Annotated in this window: 16 protein-coding genes; 8 read left to right on the top strand and 8 right to left on the bottom strand. The window is 62.7% G+C overall.

What is annotated here, in order from left to right; translation table 11 throughout:
- Nucleotides 1-208 precede the first annotated feature (208 nt).
- From PSN43_RS09285 to icd, 4 genes are all read right to left on the bottom strand, one after another.
- The gene (locus PSN43_RS09285; RefSeq protein WP_272700440.1) at nt 209-466 is read right to left on the bottom strand and encodes a HypC/HybG/HupF family hydrogenase formation chaperone; all 258 of its coding nucleotides are present in this window, start codon (nt 464-466) and stop codon (nt 209-211) included.
- The gene (locus tag PSN43_RS09290; RefSeq protein WP_272700441.1) at nt 435-989 is read right to left on the bottom strand and encodes a HyaD/HybD family hydrogenase maturation endopeptidase; all 555 of its coding nucleotides are present in this window, start codon (nt 987-989) and stop codon (nt 435-437) included. The genes PSN43_RS09285 and PSN43_RS09290 overlap by 32 nt, the downstream gene beginning before the upstream one ends.
- Before the next feature lie 156 nt (nt 990-1,145).
- Complete coding sequence (locus PSN43_RS09295) at nt 1,146-2,735, bottom strand: acetolactate synthase large subunit (RefSeq protein ID WP_272700442.1); 1,590 nt, start codon at nt 2,733-2,735, stop codon at nt 1,146-1,148.
- A gap of 282 nt (nt 2,736-3,017) precedes the next feature.
- Nucleotides 3,018-4,160, bottom strand: coding sequence for an NADP-dependent isocitrate dehydrogenase (gene icd, locus PSN43_RS09300; RefSeq protein WP_272700443.1), 1,143 nt, complete (start codon nt 4,158-4,160; stop codon nt 3,018-3,020).
- Between the two features lie 164 nt (nt 4,161-4,324).
- On the opposite strand from icd, the gene PSN43_RS09305 reads away from it, so the two are divergent.
- The 3 genes from PSN43_RS09305 to PSN43_RS09315 all read left to right on the top strand — a co-directional run bounded on the left by PSN43_RS09305 (nt 4,325) and on the right by PSN43_RS09315 (nt 7,302).
- The gene (locus PSN43_RS09305) at nt 4,325-5,056 is read left to right on the top strand and encodes an SIR2 family NAD-dependent protein deacylase (RefSeq protein WP_272700444.1); all 732 of its coding nucleotides are present in this window, start codon (nt 4,325-4,327) and stop codon (nt 5,054-5,056) included.
- A 301-nt stretch (nt 5,057-5,357) separates the two neighbouring features.
- Nucleotides 5,358-6,704 (top strand): TrpB-like pyridoxal phosphate-dependent enzyme, encoded by a 1,347-nt coding sequence (locus PSN43_RS09310; protein WP_272700445.1) that lies wholly within the window; start codon nt 5,358-5,360, stop codon nt 6,702-6,704.
- A gap of 127 nt (nt 6,705-6,831) precedes the next feature.
- On the top strand, nt 6,832-7,302 hold the full coding sequence (locus PSN43_RS09315) for an META domain-containing protein (protein WP_272700446.1): 471 nt from the start codon (nt 6,832-6,834) through the stop codon (nt 7,300-7,302).
- Between the two features lie 57 nt (nt 7,303-7,359).
- Here PSN43_RS09315 and PSN43_RS09320 read toward each other — a convergent pair whose 3' ends face one another.
- Nucleotides 7,360-8,454, bottom strand: coding sequence for a glycoside hydrolase family 3 N-terminal domain-containing protein (locus tag PSN43_RS09320; protein WP_272700447.1), 1,095 nt, complete (start codon nt 8,452-8,454; stop codon nt 7,360-7,362).
- A gap of 115 nt (nt 8,455-8,569) precedes the next feature.
- On the opposite strand from PSN43_RS09320, the gene PSN43_RS09325 reads away from it, so the two are divergent.
- From PSN43_RS09325 to PSN43_RS09345, 5 genes are all read left to right on the top strand, one after another.
- Nucleotides 8,570-9,595 carry a rhomboid family intramembrane serine protease gene (locus PSN43_RS09325; protein WP_272700448.1) on the top strand — a complete coding sequence of 342 codons (1,026 nt, stop codon included), beginning with the start codon at nt 8,570-8,572 and terminating at the stop codon, nt 9,593-9,595.
- A gap of 71 nt (nt 9,596-9,666) precedes the next feature.
- Nucleotides 9,667-10,491, top strand: coding sequence for a metal ABC transporter ATP-binding protein (locus PSN43_RS09330; RefSeq protein ID WP_272700449.1), 825 nt, complete (start codon nt 9,667-9,669; stop codon nt 10,489-10,491).
- Nucleotides 10,491-11,291 (top strand): metal ABC transporter permease, encoded by an 801-nt coding sequence (locus PSN43_RS09335; RefSeq protein ID WP_272700450.1) that lies wholly within the window; start codon nt 10,491-10,493, stop codon nt 11,289-11,291. Before PSN43_RS09330 ends, PSN43_RS09335 begins: the two co-directional genes overlap by 1 nt.
- Before the next feature lie 100 nt (nt 11,292-11,391).
- Entirely contained in the window at nt 11,392-11,604 is a 213-nt protein-coding gene (locus PSN43_RS09340) for a DNA-binding protein (protein ID WP_272700451.1), read from the top strand.
- 18 nt (nt 11,605-11,622) lie between these two features.
- On the top strand, nt 11,623-12,171 hold the full coding sequence (locus tag PSN43_RS09345; protein ID WP_272700452.1) for a hypothetical protein: 549 nt from the start codon (nt 11,623-11,625) through the stop codon (nt 12,169-12,171).
- Nucleotides 12,172-12,279: 108 nt separating this feature from the next.
- Here PSN43_RS09345 and PSN43_RS09350 read toward each other — a convergent pair whose 3' ends face one another.
- From PSN43_RS09350 to PSN43_RS09360, 3 genes are read right to left on the bottom strand one after another with little or no spacing between them, the layout of a single operon-like run.
- Complete coding sequence (locus tag PSN43_RS09350) at nt 12,280-12,933, bottom strand: GntR family transcriptional regulator (RefSeq protein WP_272700453.1); 654 nt, start codon at nt 12,931-12,933, stop codon at nt 12,280-12,282.
- 1 nt (nt 12,934) lies between these two features.
- The gene (locus tag PSN43_RS09355) at nt 12,935-13,930 is read right to left on the bottom strand and encodes an asparaginase (protein WP_272700454.1); all 996 of its coding nucleotides are present in this window, start codon (nt 13,928-13,930) and stop codon (nt 12,935-12,937) included.
- A complete protein-coding gene (locus PSN43_RS09360) occupies nt 13,914-14,666 on the bottom strand; it encodes a creatininase family protein (RefSeq protein ID WP_272700455.1) in 753 nt (250 codons plus the stop codon). Before PSN43_RS09360 ends, PSN43_RS09355 begins: the two co-directional genes overlap by 17 nt.
- Nucleotides 14,667-14,693: the final 27 nt, after the last annotated feature.

Below are 14,693 nucleotides of genomic sequence, written 5' to 3' on the forward strand. Positions count from 1 at the left end.
TTCACCTCTTTCCAGGGCATGTGCACCTCCAGGCTTCCATGCCCAAAGTGTTACCCATGTTCCCGGACTAATGTGTTACCTATGTACCCGGACTGTACCCTTTACAAAGGGTTCCCCTCTTCCCTTTCCCCCGGCCGCCGGAGGCAAAACAAAAACACGGCCCGAACGCAGTGCGCTACGGGCCGTGTTTGTTTGTCGGGCGAGAAGGCTAAAGCATCTCGTGCTGATAATTCTCGCCGCCGAGGAGGTCGACCATGTCGCGGAGAATTTTGAGTGTCTCCTGGGCCTCCTTGGGGTCGAGCTTGCGAAGGGCGAATCCGGCGTGGATGATGATATAGTCGCCGATGGCGGCTTCTTCGTCGAGGAGCATGATGGACGCCTGGACCGTGGTGTCGCCTTCACCCACTTTGCAGGTGGCGACGCCGTCATTTATTTCAAGAATTTCTGCAGGAATCGCGAGGCACATAAATCTTCTCCGTTGCGGGGTTTTTGTCCGTCCGAAGGGTATAGGAGCCGCCGGCAGCCTTCACTTCCTCAAGAACCAGAGCCTCCATTTGCGGGAGCCGAATTTCCAGTTCCGGGGACAGGGCGGCGGACATGTCCTTGAAGTTGACCGGCTCTATGCCGAAAAGGATGACGTTATCCGGCACGCTGCCAATGATGCTACACTGGGCAAGCGTGTCGAGCAAGTCCGTCTGGTGCATGGAATTCTTGAAGGCGCACGCCTTGTTCAGGTCTTCGCCCAGGAGACGGAAAATTTCGCCCGGCGTGCCGTCGTTGAGGACGATGTCCACAATGATGAGGTAGTCCGACTCCATGATCGGCCCCATGAGCTTGAGGCCCAGGGTGCCGCCGTCGAGCACGGTGACGTTGTCGGAAAACTCGTATTTCTGCTCGAGATCCTCAGCCACCCGGACGCCGAATCCCTCGTCGGTGAAGAGGATGTTTCCGACGCCAAGGATGAGAATGCGTTTATCTTTTTCAGGCATGGCTTTCACTTAGTAGAGAGCCAAGGTTTTCGCAAGGTCTAAAACGGAAAACCATGACAGAAACGATAGAAAGCGCGGCGGGAGGGCGCGGCGAGGCTGTCGCCCTTCGGGAGTCGGGCAGGCCGGATCGTTGGTCGACCTGCCCGGACAGTGGAATCAGATGACGGCCTCGATAAGCCTGGGGCCGGTCGCCTTGAGGGCCGCGCGCAGGGCGTCGGCAAAGGCTTGGGTCGTTTCCGTGCGAACGGCCGGGACGCCCATGCCTTCTGCGAGTTTGACCCAGTCCAGGGACGGATCTTGCAGGTCCAGGAGCGACAGGGCCTTGTCGCCCTTGGAGGCGGCGCGGACCAGTTTGAGTTCCTGATTGAGGACCGCGTAGGAACGGTTGGCGTACAGGACGGTGACCACGTCCAGGTTTTCCCTGGCCTGGGTCCAGAGGGCCTGTAGGGTGTACATGGCGCTGCCGTCGCCTTCCAGGCAGACGACCTTGCGGTCGGGTGCGGCCACGGCGGCCCCGGTGGAAAGGGGCAGGATGCCGCCGATGGAGCCGCCGGTCAGGGCCAGATAGTCGTGCGGCGCGGCCTGTGAGAGCAAGTTCGCATAGGGCAGAGTGGAAGTGATGCCCTCGTCGGCCACGATGGCGTTTTCCGGCAGCAGGGCTGCGACGATGCGCAGGGCGGCTTCGGCGGTGAGCGGACCGTCTCCGGGCAGGGCGGGAGGATCGAGCTGGACCGTGGGCGCATGGGATGGAGCGTCGATGGCCTCGGCCAATGCGAGGAGCGCGCCGTTTCCGTCCTCATCCGGCTGGGAAAGGGTCAGGATGTCGCAATGCGGCGGTGTCAGCCAGCCCTCCTGGCCTGGATAGGCGAAGAAGGATACCGGCGGCTGCGCCCCGACGAGCAGGATGCGGTCGAAATCGTTCAGACGGGCCAGAACCCCTTTGCCCCGATAGGGCAGCCGTTCCACAACGGGCGAGCCTGCGCCGGAACGCATACGCGGGGTGAATGTGTCGCAGAAGAGCGTGGACCCGGTCTTGGCGCAGATGCGGCCCGCAGCATCCAGGCCTTCGCCGTGGAGAACCGCCCCGCGCAGGAGAATGGCGGTTTTGCCGCTTGCGAGGGCCTTTGCGGCGGCGTCGATGGCGGTTTGGGAAACGGAAGCGGGAGCCGGGACCGCCAGGGCGGGCGCGGGGCGTTCCGCCGGAAGCCAGGCCGTGTCCGCAGGCAGGATCAGGGTGGCCACCTGTCCCGGCGCGATGCGCGCGGCGCGCACGGCGCGTGCGGCGTCTGCGGCCACGGCGCGTGCGCTTCGCGGACGGGCGACCCAATGGGAGATGGCCTCGGCGAAAGCTGTGACGTTGGATGTCAGGGGCGCGTTGTACCGTTCGTGGTAGGTCGCGTGGTCGCCGACGATGTTGATGACCGGAGATTGGCCCTTGCGCGCGTTGTGCAGGTTGGCCATGCCGTTGGCGAATCCGGGGCCGAGGTGGAGCAGGGTACAGGCGGGCTTGCCGGTCATGCGGGCATAGCCGTCGGCCGCGCCGGTGGCCACACCCTCGAACAGACAGAGCACCGGGCGTATGCCGGGAATGCGGTCCAGGGCGGAAACGAAGTGCATCTCCGAGGTGCCGGGGTTGGCGAAACAGACTTCCACTCCGCTTTCGACCAGGGTGGCGACAAGGCTGTCCGCGCCGTTGAGGCCGGTATCCTGCCCGGGCTGGGCGTTGGCAGCGGTATGTTGAGGCATGAATTGACTCCTTTCATCAGGATGTTGCGGAGCAGGGGGGCCTGGCAGGCCCGGGAATTTGAAGGGTCGGGCGTCCCGGCGAGGGAACGGGCGATCGATGGCGAACGTTGGGACCGGCGGCGAGCCGGACGGCCCGGCCGGGAAACGGTTCCCGCCATGTGAGAAGGTAGCCGAGCGGGCAATGCCGGTCAAGGCGGGCGCGGGAAACAGCCGGATGAAAAGGGAACGGCGGGCCGCGAAATCTGTTCGCGGCCCGCCGTTTGCTGTCGGTTTGTCGGATTCTTACAGGTTGGCCAGCAGGAGTTCGCCGAATTCCTTGCAGCCGACCCGTGTGGAGCCTTGGATTTGTGAGGCCAGGTCCACGGTGACCTTCTTGGCGGCCAGGGTCTTTTCCACCGAGGCGTGGATCAGAGCGGCGGCCTCATGCCAGCCGATGTGCTCCAGAAGCATGGCTCCGGACAGAATCAGGGAGCCGGGGTTGGCCATGTCCTTGCCCGCGATGGTCGGTGCGGTGCCGTGGGTCGGCTCGAAGAAGGCGAGCTTGTCGCCCATGTTCACGCCGGGAGCCAGGCCCAGTCCGCCCACCTGCGCGGCCAGGGCGTCGGAGATGTAATCGCCGTTGAGGTTGGTGGTGGCGAGGACCGAGTATTGCTCGGGGTACATGAGCACGTTCTGGAACATGGCGTCGGCGATGCGGTCCTTGATGATTACGCCCTCGCCGTCTTCGCCCTCGCGTACGACCCTGCCCTTGTACTCCTCGTCGGCCAACTCGTACCCCCAGGCGCGGAACCCGCCTTCGGTGGTCTTCATGATGTTGCCCTTGTGGATCAGGGTGACGGACGGCCGGTTTTCGGCGATGGCGAAGTCGATGGCCTTTTTGACCAGGCGCTTGGAACCCGCCGGAGTGATGGGCTTGATGCCGACGCTGGCGGTGGGATCGATCTTCGCGCCGAGCTCGTCCACGAGATAGTCGATCAATTTTCTGGCTTCCGGAGTGCCGGACTGATATTCAATACCGGCGTAGACGTCTTCGGTGTTCTCGCGGAAAACGACCATGTCCACCAGTTCGGGACGCTTGACGGGGGACTCTATCCCCTCGAAATACTTGATGGGCCGGATGCAGGCATAGAGGTCGAAGGTCTGGCGCATGGTCACGTTGAGGCTGCGGTACCCCTTGCCGACAGGCGTGTTCAGGGGGCCTTTCATGGCCAGGTCGGCCTTGGACAGGGCTTCCATGGTGGCCTGGGGCAGGTATTCGCCGGTCTCGGCAAAGCCCTTTTCGCCGGCAAGCAATTCCTGCCAGTCGAGTTTGTTGGCCCCGCCGTAGGCCATCTCAACGGCCTTGTTCAGGACGGGGCGTCCGGCGGCCCAGACTTCGGAGCCGATGCCGTCGCCTTCAATGTAATAGACAGTTCTGGTAGCCAATGGGTCCTCCTCGGCGCTGTGTCGGGATTTCGGGATTGTTTCGAGATGAAGAAGCGGACTATGACGTTTATTCGGCCGGATTGCAAGCGGGCGGGCGGCCGGAAAAGCCGCCGGGCCGCGTTGCTGTGGCCGATTTGAGAATGTAATAACTGTTTGGAGATATCGTGCTGGGTGAATTGGAAATGGTCAAGGCGATGCTGGGGGGCGAAAGGCGGGTGGTCGTCCTCACCGGGGCGGGCGTGTCCGCCGAGAGCGGGGTTCCCACCTTTCGCGGCCGCGACGGGCTGTGGAGGCACCATCGCGTCGAGGACCTCGCCAGGCCGGACGCTTTCGCCGCGCACCCGGAACGGGTCTGGGAGTTTTACAATTGGCGGCGCAGGCTGGTGGGAGGTTGCGAACCCAACCCGGCGCATATGGCCCTGGCGGCCATGGATCGTCAGATTCCGAATTTTCTTCTGATTACCCAGAACGTGGACGGACTGCATACCCGGGCGGGCAGCCTCAGGGTGCTGGAGATGCACGGCTCGCTGTGGCAGGTCAGGTGCACTGTCTGCACCCATGCGCGGGAGGATTTCTCCGAATTGCCGGATATGCCGGAATGTCCGGTCTGCGGCCACCTGCTTCGTCCCGGCGTGGTCTGGTTCGGGGAACCGCTCACGCCCGGCGTGCTCAGGCTGGCCGTCGCGGAAATCGGCAAGGCGGACGTTTTTCTTTCCGTGGGCACATCGGGTCTGGTGCAGCCCGCAGCGTCCTTCTGCCAACTGGCCAAGGAGCACGGAGCCGTGACTGTGGAGATCAACCGGGAGCCGACTCCGAACACGGGGCTTATGGATTTCGCGCTGCATGGTCCGGCCGGAGATATCCTGCCCGAGCTGGCGGTCGGGCTGGGCGAGTAGGATTTCTTGACTTCGCGGGGAGTTCGGGGGTAATCCTTCCTATTATGCAAACACCCATCTCATACAATTTCTTTTGTGGACGCGGGTGGCGCAACGTCAAGCGGCCCGATTCCTAGACGCGCGCCGAAGCCATTCCGCCGCCGGTCCTGGTGGCGGGTGCTTCCGTGCGCAGTTGGACATCGGAAAAGCCGCTGGATGTAACGCCAGTGGTTTTTTTTACGTCAACCCGCATGGACCGGATGGGAGCCGGGAAAGCTCCGAACCGCACCGGTCCACATGCCCAACTGTTCGGAGGAACACCATGTCAGTGAAGAAGATCTTTTTGTCCCAGGACCAGATGCCTACCCAGTGGTACAATCCCATGCCGGATTTGCCCACGCCCATGGCTCCGCCCCTCAACCCGCAGACCATGGAACCGCTCACCCCGGACATGCTCGCCCCGATATTCCCGGAATCCCTCATCGCCCAGGAAATGAGCACGGAACGGTTCATCGACATCCCCGAAGAGGTCCTGGACGTCTACAGGATATGGCGTCCCTCCCCCCTGGTCCGCGCCGACCGTCTGGAAAAGGCCATCGGCGCCAAGTGCAAGATATTCTACAAAGATGAATCCGTGTCTCCGGCGGGTTCCCACAAGCCGAACACCTCGGTTCCCCAGGCGTACTACAACAAGATCGAGGGCGTGAAGCGGCTGGCCACCGAGACCGGCGCGGGGCAGTGGGGCACGGCCCTGTCCTTTGCTTGCGCCCAGTACGGCATGGAGTGCGTGGTCTACATGGTCAAGGTTTCCTATGAGCAGAAGCCGTACCGCAAGATGATAATCAACACCTACGGCGGGACCATTTACGCCTCCCCTTCGGAGCAGACCCGGACCGGCCGCGAGATGCTGGCCAGGGACCCGGACTGCAAGGGCTCGCTGGGCCTGGCCATTTCCGAGGCGGTCGAGGATGCGGCCACCCATGACGACACCAAATACGCGTTGGGCTCCGTGCTCAACCATGTGCTCATTCACCAGACCATCACCGGCCTTGAAGTGCAGAAGCAGTTGGAGATGGTCGGCGAGAAGGCCACCCACTTGGTCGGCTGCGTGGGCGGCGGCTCCAATTTCGGCGGGCTGGTCCTGCCGTTCCTGCCGCAGAAGCTGGCGGGCGACCCGGTCCGGTTCATCCCGGTGGAGCCCAAGGCGTGCCCGACCCTGACCCGGGGCGAGTACCGCTACGACTTCGGCGATATGGCGCGGCTCACTCCGCTGGTCAAGATGCATACGCTGGGGCATGACTTCATGCCCGCGCCCATTCACGCTGGCGGCCTGCGCTACCACGGCGACGCGCCCATCGTCTGCAACATCGTCAACGAGGGGCTGTGCGAACCCGTTGCCTACTTCCAGACCGAGTGCTTCGAGGCGGCGAAGCTGTTCATGCAGACCGAGGGATTCCTGCCCGCGCCGGAGACGTCCCACGCCATCAAGGGGGCCATCGAGGCGGCAAAGACCGCCGGGCCGGATGACGTCATCGTCTTTTTGTACTCCGGCCACGGGATGCTCGACCTGGCTTCCTACGACGCCTTCAACCAGGGGCTTCTGACCAACTTCGAGTTGCCCCAGCGCGACATCGAGGAGGCGCTCAAGGCCTGTCCGGACATAAAATAGGCTGCCGCGCGGCGATTGACCTGCACGCCCCCGGCCCGGATTTCCGTGCCGGGGGTTCACGTTTCCTTGCATCGGGACGGAGGCCTTGCTACTCAATAAGGATAGACACCGATCAAGGAGACGAACGATGCTGACCATGTGGAAAAGAATCGGGTTCGCCGCGCTGCTTGTCGCCGTCCTGGCGGCGTTGGGCGCTTGCGGAACCCACAACGACGCCCCGACAATGAGCGAGGACGCCATCCGTCAGGCCCTGGTGGGCAAGACCTGGACCTTGCGCAAGATCGTGGCCCGCAGCTATGACGACGACCCCGCGCGGACCCTGAAGTTCAACGCCGACGGGACGGTCGAGGGATTCGGCGGCTGCAACGCTTTCAACGGCACGTATTCCCTGACGGGCGACCAGATTGAATTCAGCCCTATGGCCTCCACCCGCAAGTCCTGCGGTCCGGGCCTGGACGAGCAGGAGTATACCTTCCTGACGTTTCTGGCCGTGGTGCGCCATCTGCGGGTCGAAGAGGATGGAAGCGAACTGGTTTTGCTGACCGAGAGCCAGGGCGAGATGCTTTTCTCTTCCGGCTCGTCCGGGCTGTTCTGGTAGCCCTGTCCGAAATCCGCCTATCGCAGGCCGCCGGTCGTCCTTACGGACGGTCGGCGGCTATTGTTTCAGGGATTGTTTCAGGCGCATGATGCGGTTGTAGGACGTTTCGATGCGCGACAGGGGAATGATTCCGCCGTCCACCAGCTCATGGATGATGGCGTGGGCCTTTTCCGCGATGCGCCGGTCGTACGAGAGGTTGTTGCCGAAGAGGAGGATGTCCGCCCCGGCTTCAATGGCCCGTCGTATGGCTTCCTTCCTGCCGTATTCGTCGGCAATGGCACCCATGTCCATATCGTCGGTGATGACCACGCCGTCAAAGCCGAGTTTTTCCCGCAGCAGGCCGGTGACGACCTTTTTCGAGAGAGTGGCCGGATAGTCCGGGTCGAGTTTCGCGTTGAATATGTGGGCGGTCATTATCATGTCCGTCTTGCCGCTTCCGATCAGCTCCCTGTAGGGGATGAGTTCGGCCTCGGACCATGTCCCGGTCACGTCGGTCAACCCCGCGTGGGAGTCGGACCCGGCGGAGCCGTGCCCGGGAAAGTGCTTGAGGCAGGAGAGCACGCCCGCCCTGTGCAGCTCTTCCATGAACACCCGGGCGCAAAAGGCCGCTTGCCGTGGATCGCCGGAAAAGCTGCGTCCTAGCCCGCCTATGGCCGGACTGTCGGGATTGACGTTCACATCCACCACCGGGGCGAAGTCCAGGTTGAACCCGACAGAGGCGAGGGTGGAGCCGACCATGTATCCGGCGGTGCGCACGTTGAATTCTCCGGCCGCGCAGATGTCCGCTGCGGACGGGGTTTCGAGGAACCCGTATCCCCGCTTGAGCCGCTGCACGTTGCCACCTTCCTGGTCCACGGCCACGAACAGCGGGATTTCGGCATGGGACTGGAGGTCGCGGATGAGCTTTGCCACCTGTTCCTTCGAGCGGATGTTGCGCCGGCCGCTGCCGAGCAGCACGTCGCGGTCGAAGAGGATCACTCCGCCCAGGCCTCGGTCGCGGATGTCCCGGATGACGGCGCTGTCCTCGTTCACGGTGAAGCCCCGGAAACCGGCCATGAGCATCTGGCCGATCATGACATCCAGGTCGGCGGCGCGGGCCGGACCGGAAAGAAGGATGGAGAGCAGGGTCAGGGCGGCGAAGAAGGTGCGCATGGCGGGACTCGTCGGGCTGGAAGTTATGGGGACCGGACAAGTGTAGGTTGGAGCGCGACGCTCCGCAAGGGTGAAAGCGGTTTGCGCGCGGCCGGATTTCCTAATACATTGCGGCATGAACTTTTCAACCGGCCGCCCCGGATTTTTTCGCCGCGTCCTGCATCATGCCTGGACCGATCTCGTCCCTCTGGTTCGCGGAGAGGACGCCGCCCCCCTGTCGCACAAGGAGGCCCAGCTCTGGGCGCTGGTTCTGGCCTCGCGCCACGTCCCCCACAGGTTGCGCCGTCTGCCCGCCGAGCAGGGCGGGGGATATGCGGTCATGGTCCAGGAGTGGTATGCCGACCGGGGAGTAGGGGAAATCAGCCAGTATTTTGAGGAGAACCGGCCCGAGATGGCCCGGGTGGAGCTGGCGGACCTGCGGCCCGTGGGCGGGCTTGAGCCGACCCTGTTCGGGCTGGGCCTGCTCGTCCTCTTCTACTGGGTCTATTCCCGCACCTATCCTGCCCTGGGACTTTACTCCGATTTGTGGGTGCGTCTTGGCAGCGCGGACGCCGGGGCCATTCTGTCCGGCCAGTGGTGGAGGCTGTGCACGGCCCTGACTCTGCACGCGGACGGCCCGCACGTGGCCGGGAACGCGGTCATCGGCGGGGTGTTCATCTGGCTGGCCGCGCGTCGGCTCGGCTCCGGCGCGGCGTGGATGCTGACCATCCTGTCCGGGGTGCTCGGCAACCTTTTCAATTCACTCGTCCTCGGCGTGCATCACGACGCCATTGGCTTTTCCACGGCCACCTTCGGGGCGGCCGGAGTGCTCGCCGGAATCAGGCCGTTCGGCGTGGGCAGTGGGCTGCATGGTCTCGGCGAAGGCTCATCGTTCCGCCGTTTCCTGCGGTTTACGCGCACGGCGCTCATCCCATTCGGCGCGGGACTCGGCCTGTTGGCCATGCTGGGGGTCGGGGACGGAGAGGGCAATATCGATCTGGGCGCGCATCTTTTCGGTTTTTCGGCGGGGCTCGGACTGGGCGCGGCCACGGGACTTCTGGCGACCCGGTTCGGCCTGCCGGGCAAAGACACGGACTTCAGGCTCTACCTGGCGGCTCTCGCCATGCCAGCGGCAGCCTGGGTCTGGGCCTGGCTGGCGTGATATCAAGGCTTGTGCTACGCTGACTAGGTCTGTATGGATGTCCATCCAACGTGTTTCATTTGGAGTTTCGAGTGTCTGAGCCCGTTGTAGACATACAGGGTCTGAATTATGCGCCCGGCGGTTTGCCGGTGCTGCAGGATGTCGATCTGCGCATTGAGCGCGGCGACTATCTGGCCGTGCTCGGCCCCAACGGCGGCGGCAAATCCACGCTGCTCAAGCTCATTCTCGGGCTCATCAAGCCCGACAGCGGCACCATCCGCGTGCTCGGACTGCCTCCGGGCGAGGCGGGCGGACGCATCGGCTACCTGCCCCAGCATACCGTGGTGGCGGGTGCCTTTCCCATCACCGTGCTTGAAGCGGTCTGCATGGGCACGGTCCGGCCCGGCTTCAAGGGAATGTCCGGCCGCCACTCCAAGACGGATCACGAAAAGGCGCGCCGCGCTCTGGAAAAGGTGGACATGCTCGCCTTCGAGGGACGCGGTCTGGCCCGGTTGTCCGGCGGCCAGAAACAGCGCGTGTTCATCGCCCGCGCCCTGGTGGACTCCCCGGAGCTGCTCCTGCTCGACGAACCCACGGCCAGCGTGGACTCCGTCAGCCGGACGGCCCTGTTCGCCCTGCTTACCGAACTGAACAAGGACATGACCGTGATTATGGTCAGCCACGATATTTCTTCCCTGTCCTCGGGCGTCAAGTCCGTGGCCTGCGTCAATCGTTCGCTTCATTTCCACAAGGCCCCGGAAATTACCGACGACATGTTCACCATGGCCTACGGCGGGTCCGGAGACCATTGTTGCCCGGTTGAATTGGTCACCCACGGCCATGTGCCGCATCGGGTGCTCGCGCCTCACGATGGGAACGACGAGCCCAAAGGCTCTGCCGGGGACGGGGAGGCGTAATGGACGTCCTGAGCTTCGATTTCATGCAGAACGCCCTGGCCGCAGGGCTTCTCGCGAGCCTTATCTGCGGCGTCATCGGCACCCTGGTCGTCGTCAATCGTATCGTCTTCATCTCCGGCGGCATCGCCCACGCCTCTTACGGCGGAGTGGGATTGGCCTTTCTTTTGGGACTGCCCGTCCTGCCCGTGACCGCTGCCTTCACCGTGTGCATGGCCCTGATAATGGCCCTCGTCACCCTGCACGCCAGGGAGCGCGTGGATACGGTCATCGGCGTCATCTGGGCCGCAGGCATGGCGCTCGGCATTATTCTTCTGGATTTCACCCCCGGTTACAACGTGGACCTCATGAGCTACCTGTTCGGCTCCATCCTGGCCGTGCCGCGCGCCGATCTCTGGCTCATGGCCGTCATGGCCGCCGTAGTCATCGCCATGGTCCTCGTCTTTTACCGGGGCTTCACGGTCATGAGCTTCGACGAGGAATTCGCCCGTTCGCGCGGCGTGCCGGTGGATTTCCTCTATATCCTGCTCATCGTCATGGTAGGCCTGTGCGTGGTGATGATTATTCGCGTGGTCGGCCTGATCCTGGTCATCGCGCTCCTGACCATACCGCCTTTCATCGCCGAACGGCGCACCCGCTCCCTCAAGGTGATGATGCTGGTGTCGACCATCCTGTCCGCCGTTTTCTCCGTCTCGGGGCTTCTTTTTTCCTACGCCCTGGACCTCACCTCGGGCGCGTCCATTATCGCGGTGGCCGCCATCGGCTTTTTCGTTTCCCTGCTTATTCCCCAAAAAAACGCCTGACGCATAAGGGGTTGTTTTTTCCCATGGAATGCCTTTTGCAAATTGTTGACGGCCGGTGTACATCTTTTCCTGGCTCAAGGCCTGACGAACGGCCCGCCGCATGACCATGAACTGCAAGCAAAAGCTCATACAGGAAGGATACACCCGGTACCGGGGCGCAGTGGACGCCTCGGTGTACGAGTATTTCAACTGCGATTGTTCGTGGAAGGCCCAGTGGTACGTCAAAAAAGGCCAATACCGCTGCTGCGGCTGCAAGGAGCGCTGCGAAACCCGCGATCCGGAAGGGTTTCAGCTTTTCCTTGATCTCGGATAAGGCAACCAAGGAAGGACAATGCGACGCATTCTCATCGCCCTGAGTCTGGCTCTGTCCCTGGCCGTCGTCCCCGGCCCGGCCCGTGCTTCGGATTACATGGACATGGACCTCTGCCTCGGCAAACAGGTTCTTGGGCGCATCCTGTGCAAGGACCCCAGGGAGATCAACTTCGTCGCCAAGGTGCGGGACAACGTCTACCTCTTTTCCGTATTTTACGCCAAACAGATGGCCCGGTTCCTGGTCGGCATCTCCAACGACAAAATTCGTGTTCAGGGCCGGGAATTTCTCAAGCTGACCCGGACCATCCCGTACGAATTTGACGAGACCAGCAAATGCGCCGTGGTCGAATATTCCTCCTCGGAATGCAATTACAGCGAACCCATCGTTTGCTGCTCGGAAAAAACCGAAGAGGATAAACTCGACGACAAGTTCTGGGACCGGCCCATTCCCGAGTTGCTTGAGGAAGACCTGCGCAAGGCTCTCGAAGTGCTGCCGCCCGAAGAAGGGCAGCCCGCCCAGGGGCAACAGCAGCAAGGCCGGGAAACCTCGCCGCCCGCGGCGCAGTAATTCCACTGCGCACAAGATTATCCAAGCCCCCGAGTCCGCTCGGGGGCTTTTTGCGTTCTGGACGGGAAGGGGGCTGTGGAACGTCCTCAGTGACAGAGGACCGGAGGGTCAGTTCTCGTCGAGGCGTTCGATGAACCGTTCAACGTGCCTGCTCTGGATGGAGGCTGCCTTGTCCGGCTGGCGGCGGCTGACGGCGAGCGCGACCCGACGGTGCTCTTCCGCCTCGTCCGGGCCGGGCTTGTAGGTGTCGAGGGTAAGGAACCAGTATCGAAGACAAATGTTGTGCAGGAATTCCCGGGTCTGGCGGAGTATCATGTTCCCGGCGGCCTTGGCGAGCGTATCGTGGAACAGGCTGTCGGTGATCACGACCTGTTCGTATTCCCCGGCTGTTATATGCCGGGCCAGCTTCTCGGAGAGGCGGAGCAGGTTCTCGATGTCCTCATCCGAGGCGCGCTCTGCGGCGAGTCTGGCCACGGCGGTTTCAAGGGGGGCGCGCGTTTCGTATACCTGCCGGACCTTGTCGTCCTCGATGGGAGCCACGAACACGCCGTACCGGGGCTTGATGACCAGCAAACCCTGGTGGCAGAGCAGTTGCATGACCTCCCGCATGGGAGTTCTGGATACACCGAATTCATCGGCAAGCTCCCGCTCGCGGATGCGTTGGCCGGGTTTGAGCTTGGTGTAGAGAATCCAGTCCCTGAGGGAGGTGTAAATACGCATCTTGGCGTCATCGTTGGGGAACCAGAGCAGGGCGGTGGTCATATCAGAGTTCCTTGTAGAGTTCGGCCACCGCGTCGGGTGGTATGGAGCTTTCCAAGGCCAGGGCCAGCAACAACTGCGCCTTGGTCCCGCTGAGATATCTGGCCGAAATGACGCCTTTCGCCATCAGGCTCGCGGCTCCACCCGGGTATCCGTAGCAAGGCCATACCCCGCCTTTCAGGCAACGGGTGGTCAGGACGACGGTAACATTATTGTCCAGAGCGTTGGAAATGGCTTTTTCCAACTCCGGAGTGACGTTCCCGGCCCCGAATCCTTCGATGACCATACCGGCGGCCCCGTTCTCGACAGCCGCCCGGATCAGGGTGCCGTCCATGCCGGGATAGCATGTGATGAGCGGGACGAACAGCGAGGGAGGAGCAGGGTTCGCGGCCAACCGGGGCCGATGCACGCGGCTGGTGTGGACGAACTTCGCCCCTTCGTTGGTGAAGCGTCCCACACTGCCGAGGTTCTGGCCGATGAACGGCTCGACGGAAAGGGAATCCGCCTTCACGGCATCGGTGGCGGTGTAGAGCTTGTCCGCCATCTGGATGACGGTTTCACACGATTCGGGTAGGGCCAGGCAGGCCTGAATGCTGTTCTGGAGATTGCGCACGCCGTCGTAGCCCTGCTCGCCGAGATGGCGCATGGCCCCGGTGAGGACCACCGGTTTGGTAGAAACGAGGAGCTGGTCGAGCACGAAGGCGGTCTCCACGAGCAGATCCGTGCCGTGTAGGATTACGGCCCCGGCCATGCCGGGGTCGGCCAGGGCTGCGTCGACGTCCCGGCACAGCCGCATCATGTGACCGAGGTCCATGTGCGGGCTTGGAATATTGGACCAGAGCACAGGTTTGAGGGCGACGTCGTGGACGAGTGACATCCCGTCCAGCAGGCGGGTGAAATCGTCGCTCGGCTGCGCGCCGACGTCGCCCTCGCGGCGGTCCATGCTGATGGTCCCGCCCGTAAGGAAGACTGCTATGGTCTTTTTATCTCGGGACGACATACTTCCAGCTTTGCTCGTCCATGCGATTGACGAAGTCGACCAGGTAGTCCACGAGGACGGACCGCATGGCGTCGCCTTTTGCAGCGGTGGCCTTGGTGGGATCGCCGCTTGCGCCGAACTGGGTCAACTCTTCGAAGTTCCAGATGAGCTTCACGTTGTTGTCCATTTCAGGAATTTCACCCTTGGCGCGGCTCATGTCGCAGAGATCGGGGAAGATGGACAGGCCGATGGAGGTTTCGCCTTCGCCTCCGTGTCCCAGGCCGTCCCACACCTCGAAGGTGTCCTTGGGCAGCAGGTTGCCCGCAGTCACCCACCATGCGTCCAGCACGGCCAGGCCGAAATCGGGGTTCGCAACCTTGAAGTCGCGGGCCGCGATTTCGATGGGCGCGATGTTGCCGTCATGTCCGTTGACGATGAGCACCTTGTTGATGCCCCAGAATTTGGCGGAATCGAGCAACTCGCGCACCACGCGGATGACCGTGTCGCTGGACAGGGAGAGGCACATGGGCTTGTGGCGGTAATGCTGGCTCATGCCGAAGAACTGCGGCGGAGCGACCACGGTGTTCTCAAGGCGCTCGGCCAGGTCGATGCCGATCTGGTGGCAGACGAAGGAATCACAGCCATAGGGCAGATGCTCGCCGTGGGATTCGCATGAGCCGACAGGCAGGATCAACTTGTCGATCTTGGCTTCCTTGAAGCTGTGTTGATTCAACTCTTCAAGTCTGACTGTCTTCATAGAGGTCTCCTCAATTCAAAGGATATG

The organism is Desulfovibrio sp. Fe33 (genome assembly GCF_028532725.1).
Classification (GTDB): domain Bacteria; phylum Desulfobacterota; class Desulfovibrionia; order Desulfovibrionales; family Desulfovibrionaceae; genus Pseudodesulfovibrio.

Bases quoted from the DNA above. Each gene is read 5' to 3' on its own strand.
- PSN43_RS09325 (WP_272700448.1), top strand. From the start codon at position 8,570: ATGAACTTTTCAACCGGCCGCCCCGGATTTTTTCGCCGCGTCCTGCAT.
- PSN43_RS09340 (WP_272700451.1), top strand. From the start codon at position 11,392: ATGACCATGAACTGCAAGCAAAAGCTCATACAGGAAGGATACACCCGG.
- PSN43_RS09360 (WP_272700455.1), bottom strand. From the start codon at position 14,666: ATGAAGACAGTCAGACTTGAAGAGTTGAATCAACACAGCTTCAAGGAA.
- PSN43_RS09295 (WP_272700442.1), bottom strand. From the start codon at position 2,735: ATGCCTCAACATACCGCTGCCAACGCCCAGCCCGGGCAGGATACCGGC.
- PSN43_RS09290 (WP_272700441.1), bottom strand. From the start codon at position 989: ATGCCTGAAAAAGATAAACGCATTCTCATCCTTGGCGTCGGAAACATC.
- PSN43_RS09315 (WP_272700446.1), top strand. From the start codon at position 6,832: ATGCTGACCATGTGGAAAAGAATCGGGTTCGCCGCGCTGCTTGTCGCC.
- PSN43_RS09320 (WP_272700447.1), bottom strand. From the start codon at position 8,454: ATGCGCACCTTCTTCGCCGCCCTGACCCTGCTCTCCATCCTTCTTTCC.
- PSN43_RS09335 (WP_272700450.1), top strand. From the start codon at position 10,491: ATGGACGTCCTGAGCTTCGATTTCATGCAGAACGCCCTGGCCGCAGGG.
- PSN43_RS09355 (WP_272700454.1), bottom strand. From the start codon at position 13,930: ATGTCGTCCCGAGATAAAAAGACCATAGCAGTCTTCCTTACGGGCGGG.
- PSN43_RS09350 (WP_272700453.1), bottom strand. From the start codon at position 12,933: ATGACCACCGCCCTGCTCTGGTTCCCCAACGATGACGCCAAGATGCGT.
- PSN43_RS09285 (WP_272700440.1), bottom strand. From the start codon at position 466: ATGTGCCTCGCGATTCCTGCAGAAATTCTTGAAATAAATGACGGCGTC.
- PSN43_RS09345 (WP_272700452.1), top strand. From the start codon at position 11,623: ATGCGACGCATTCTCATCGCCCTGAGTCTGGCTCTGTCCCTGGCCGTC.
- PSN43_RS09310 (WP_272700445.1), top strand. From the start codon at position 5,358: ATGTCAGTGAAGAAGATCTTTTTGTCCCAGGACCAGATGCCTACCCAG.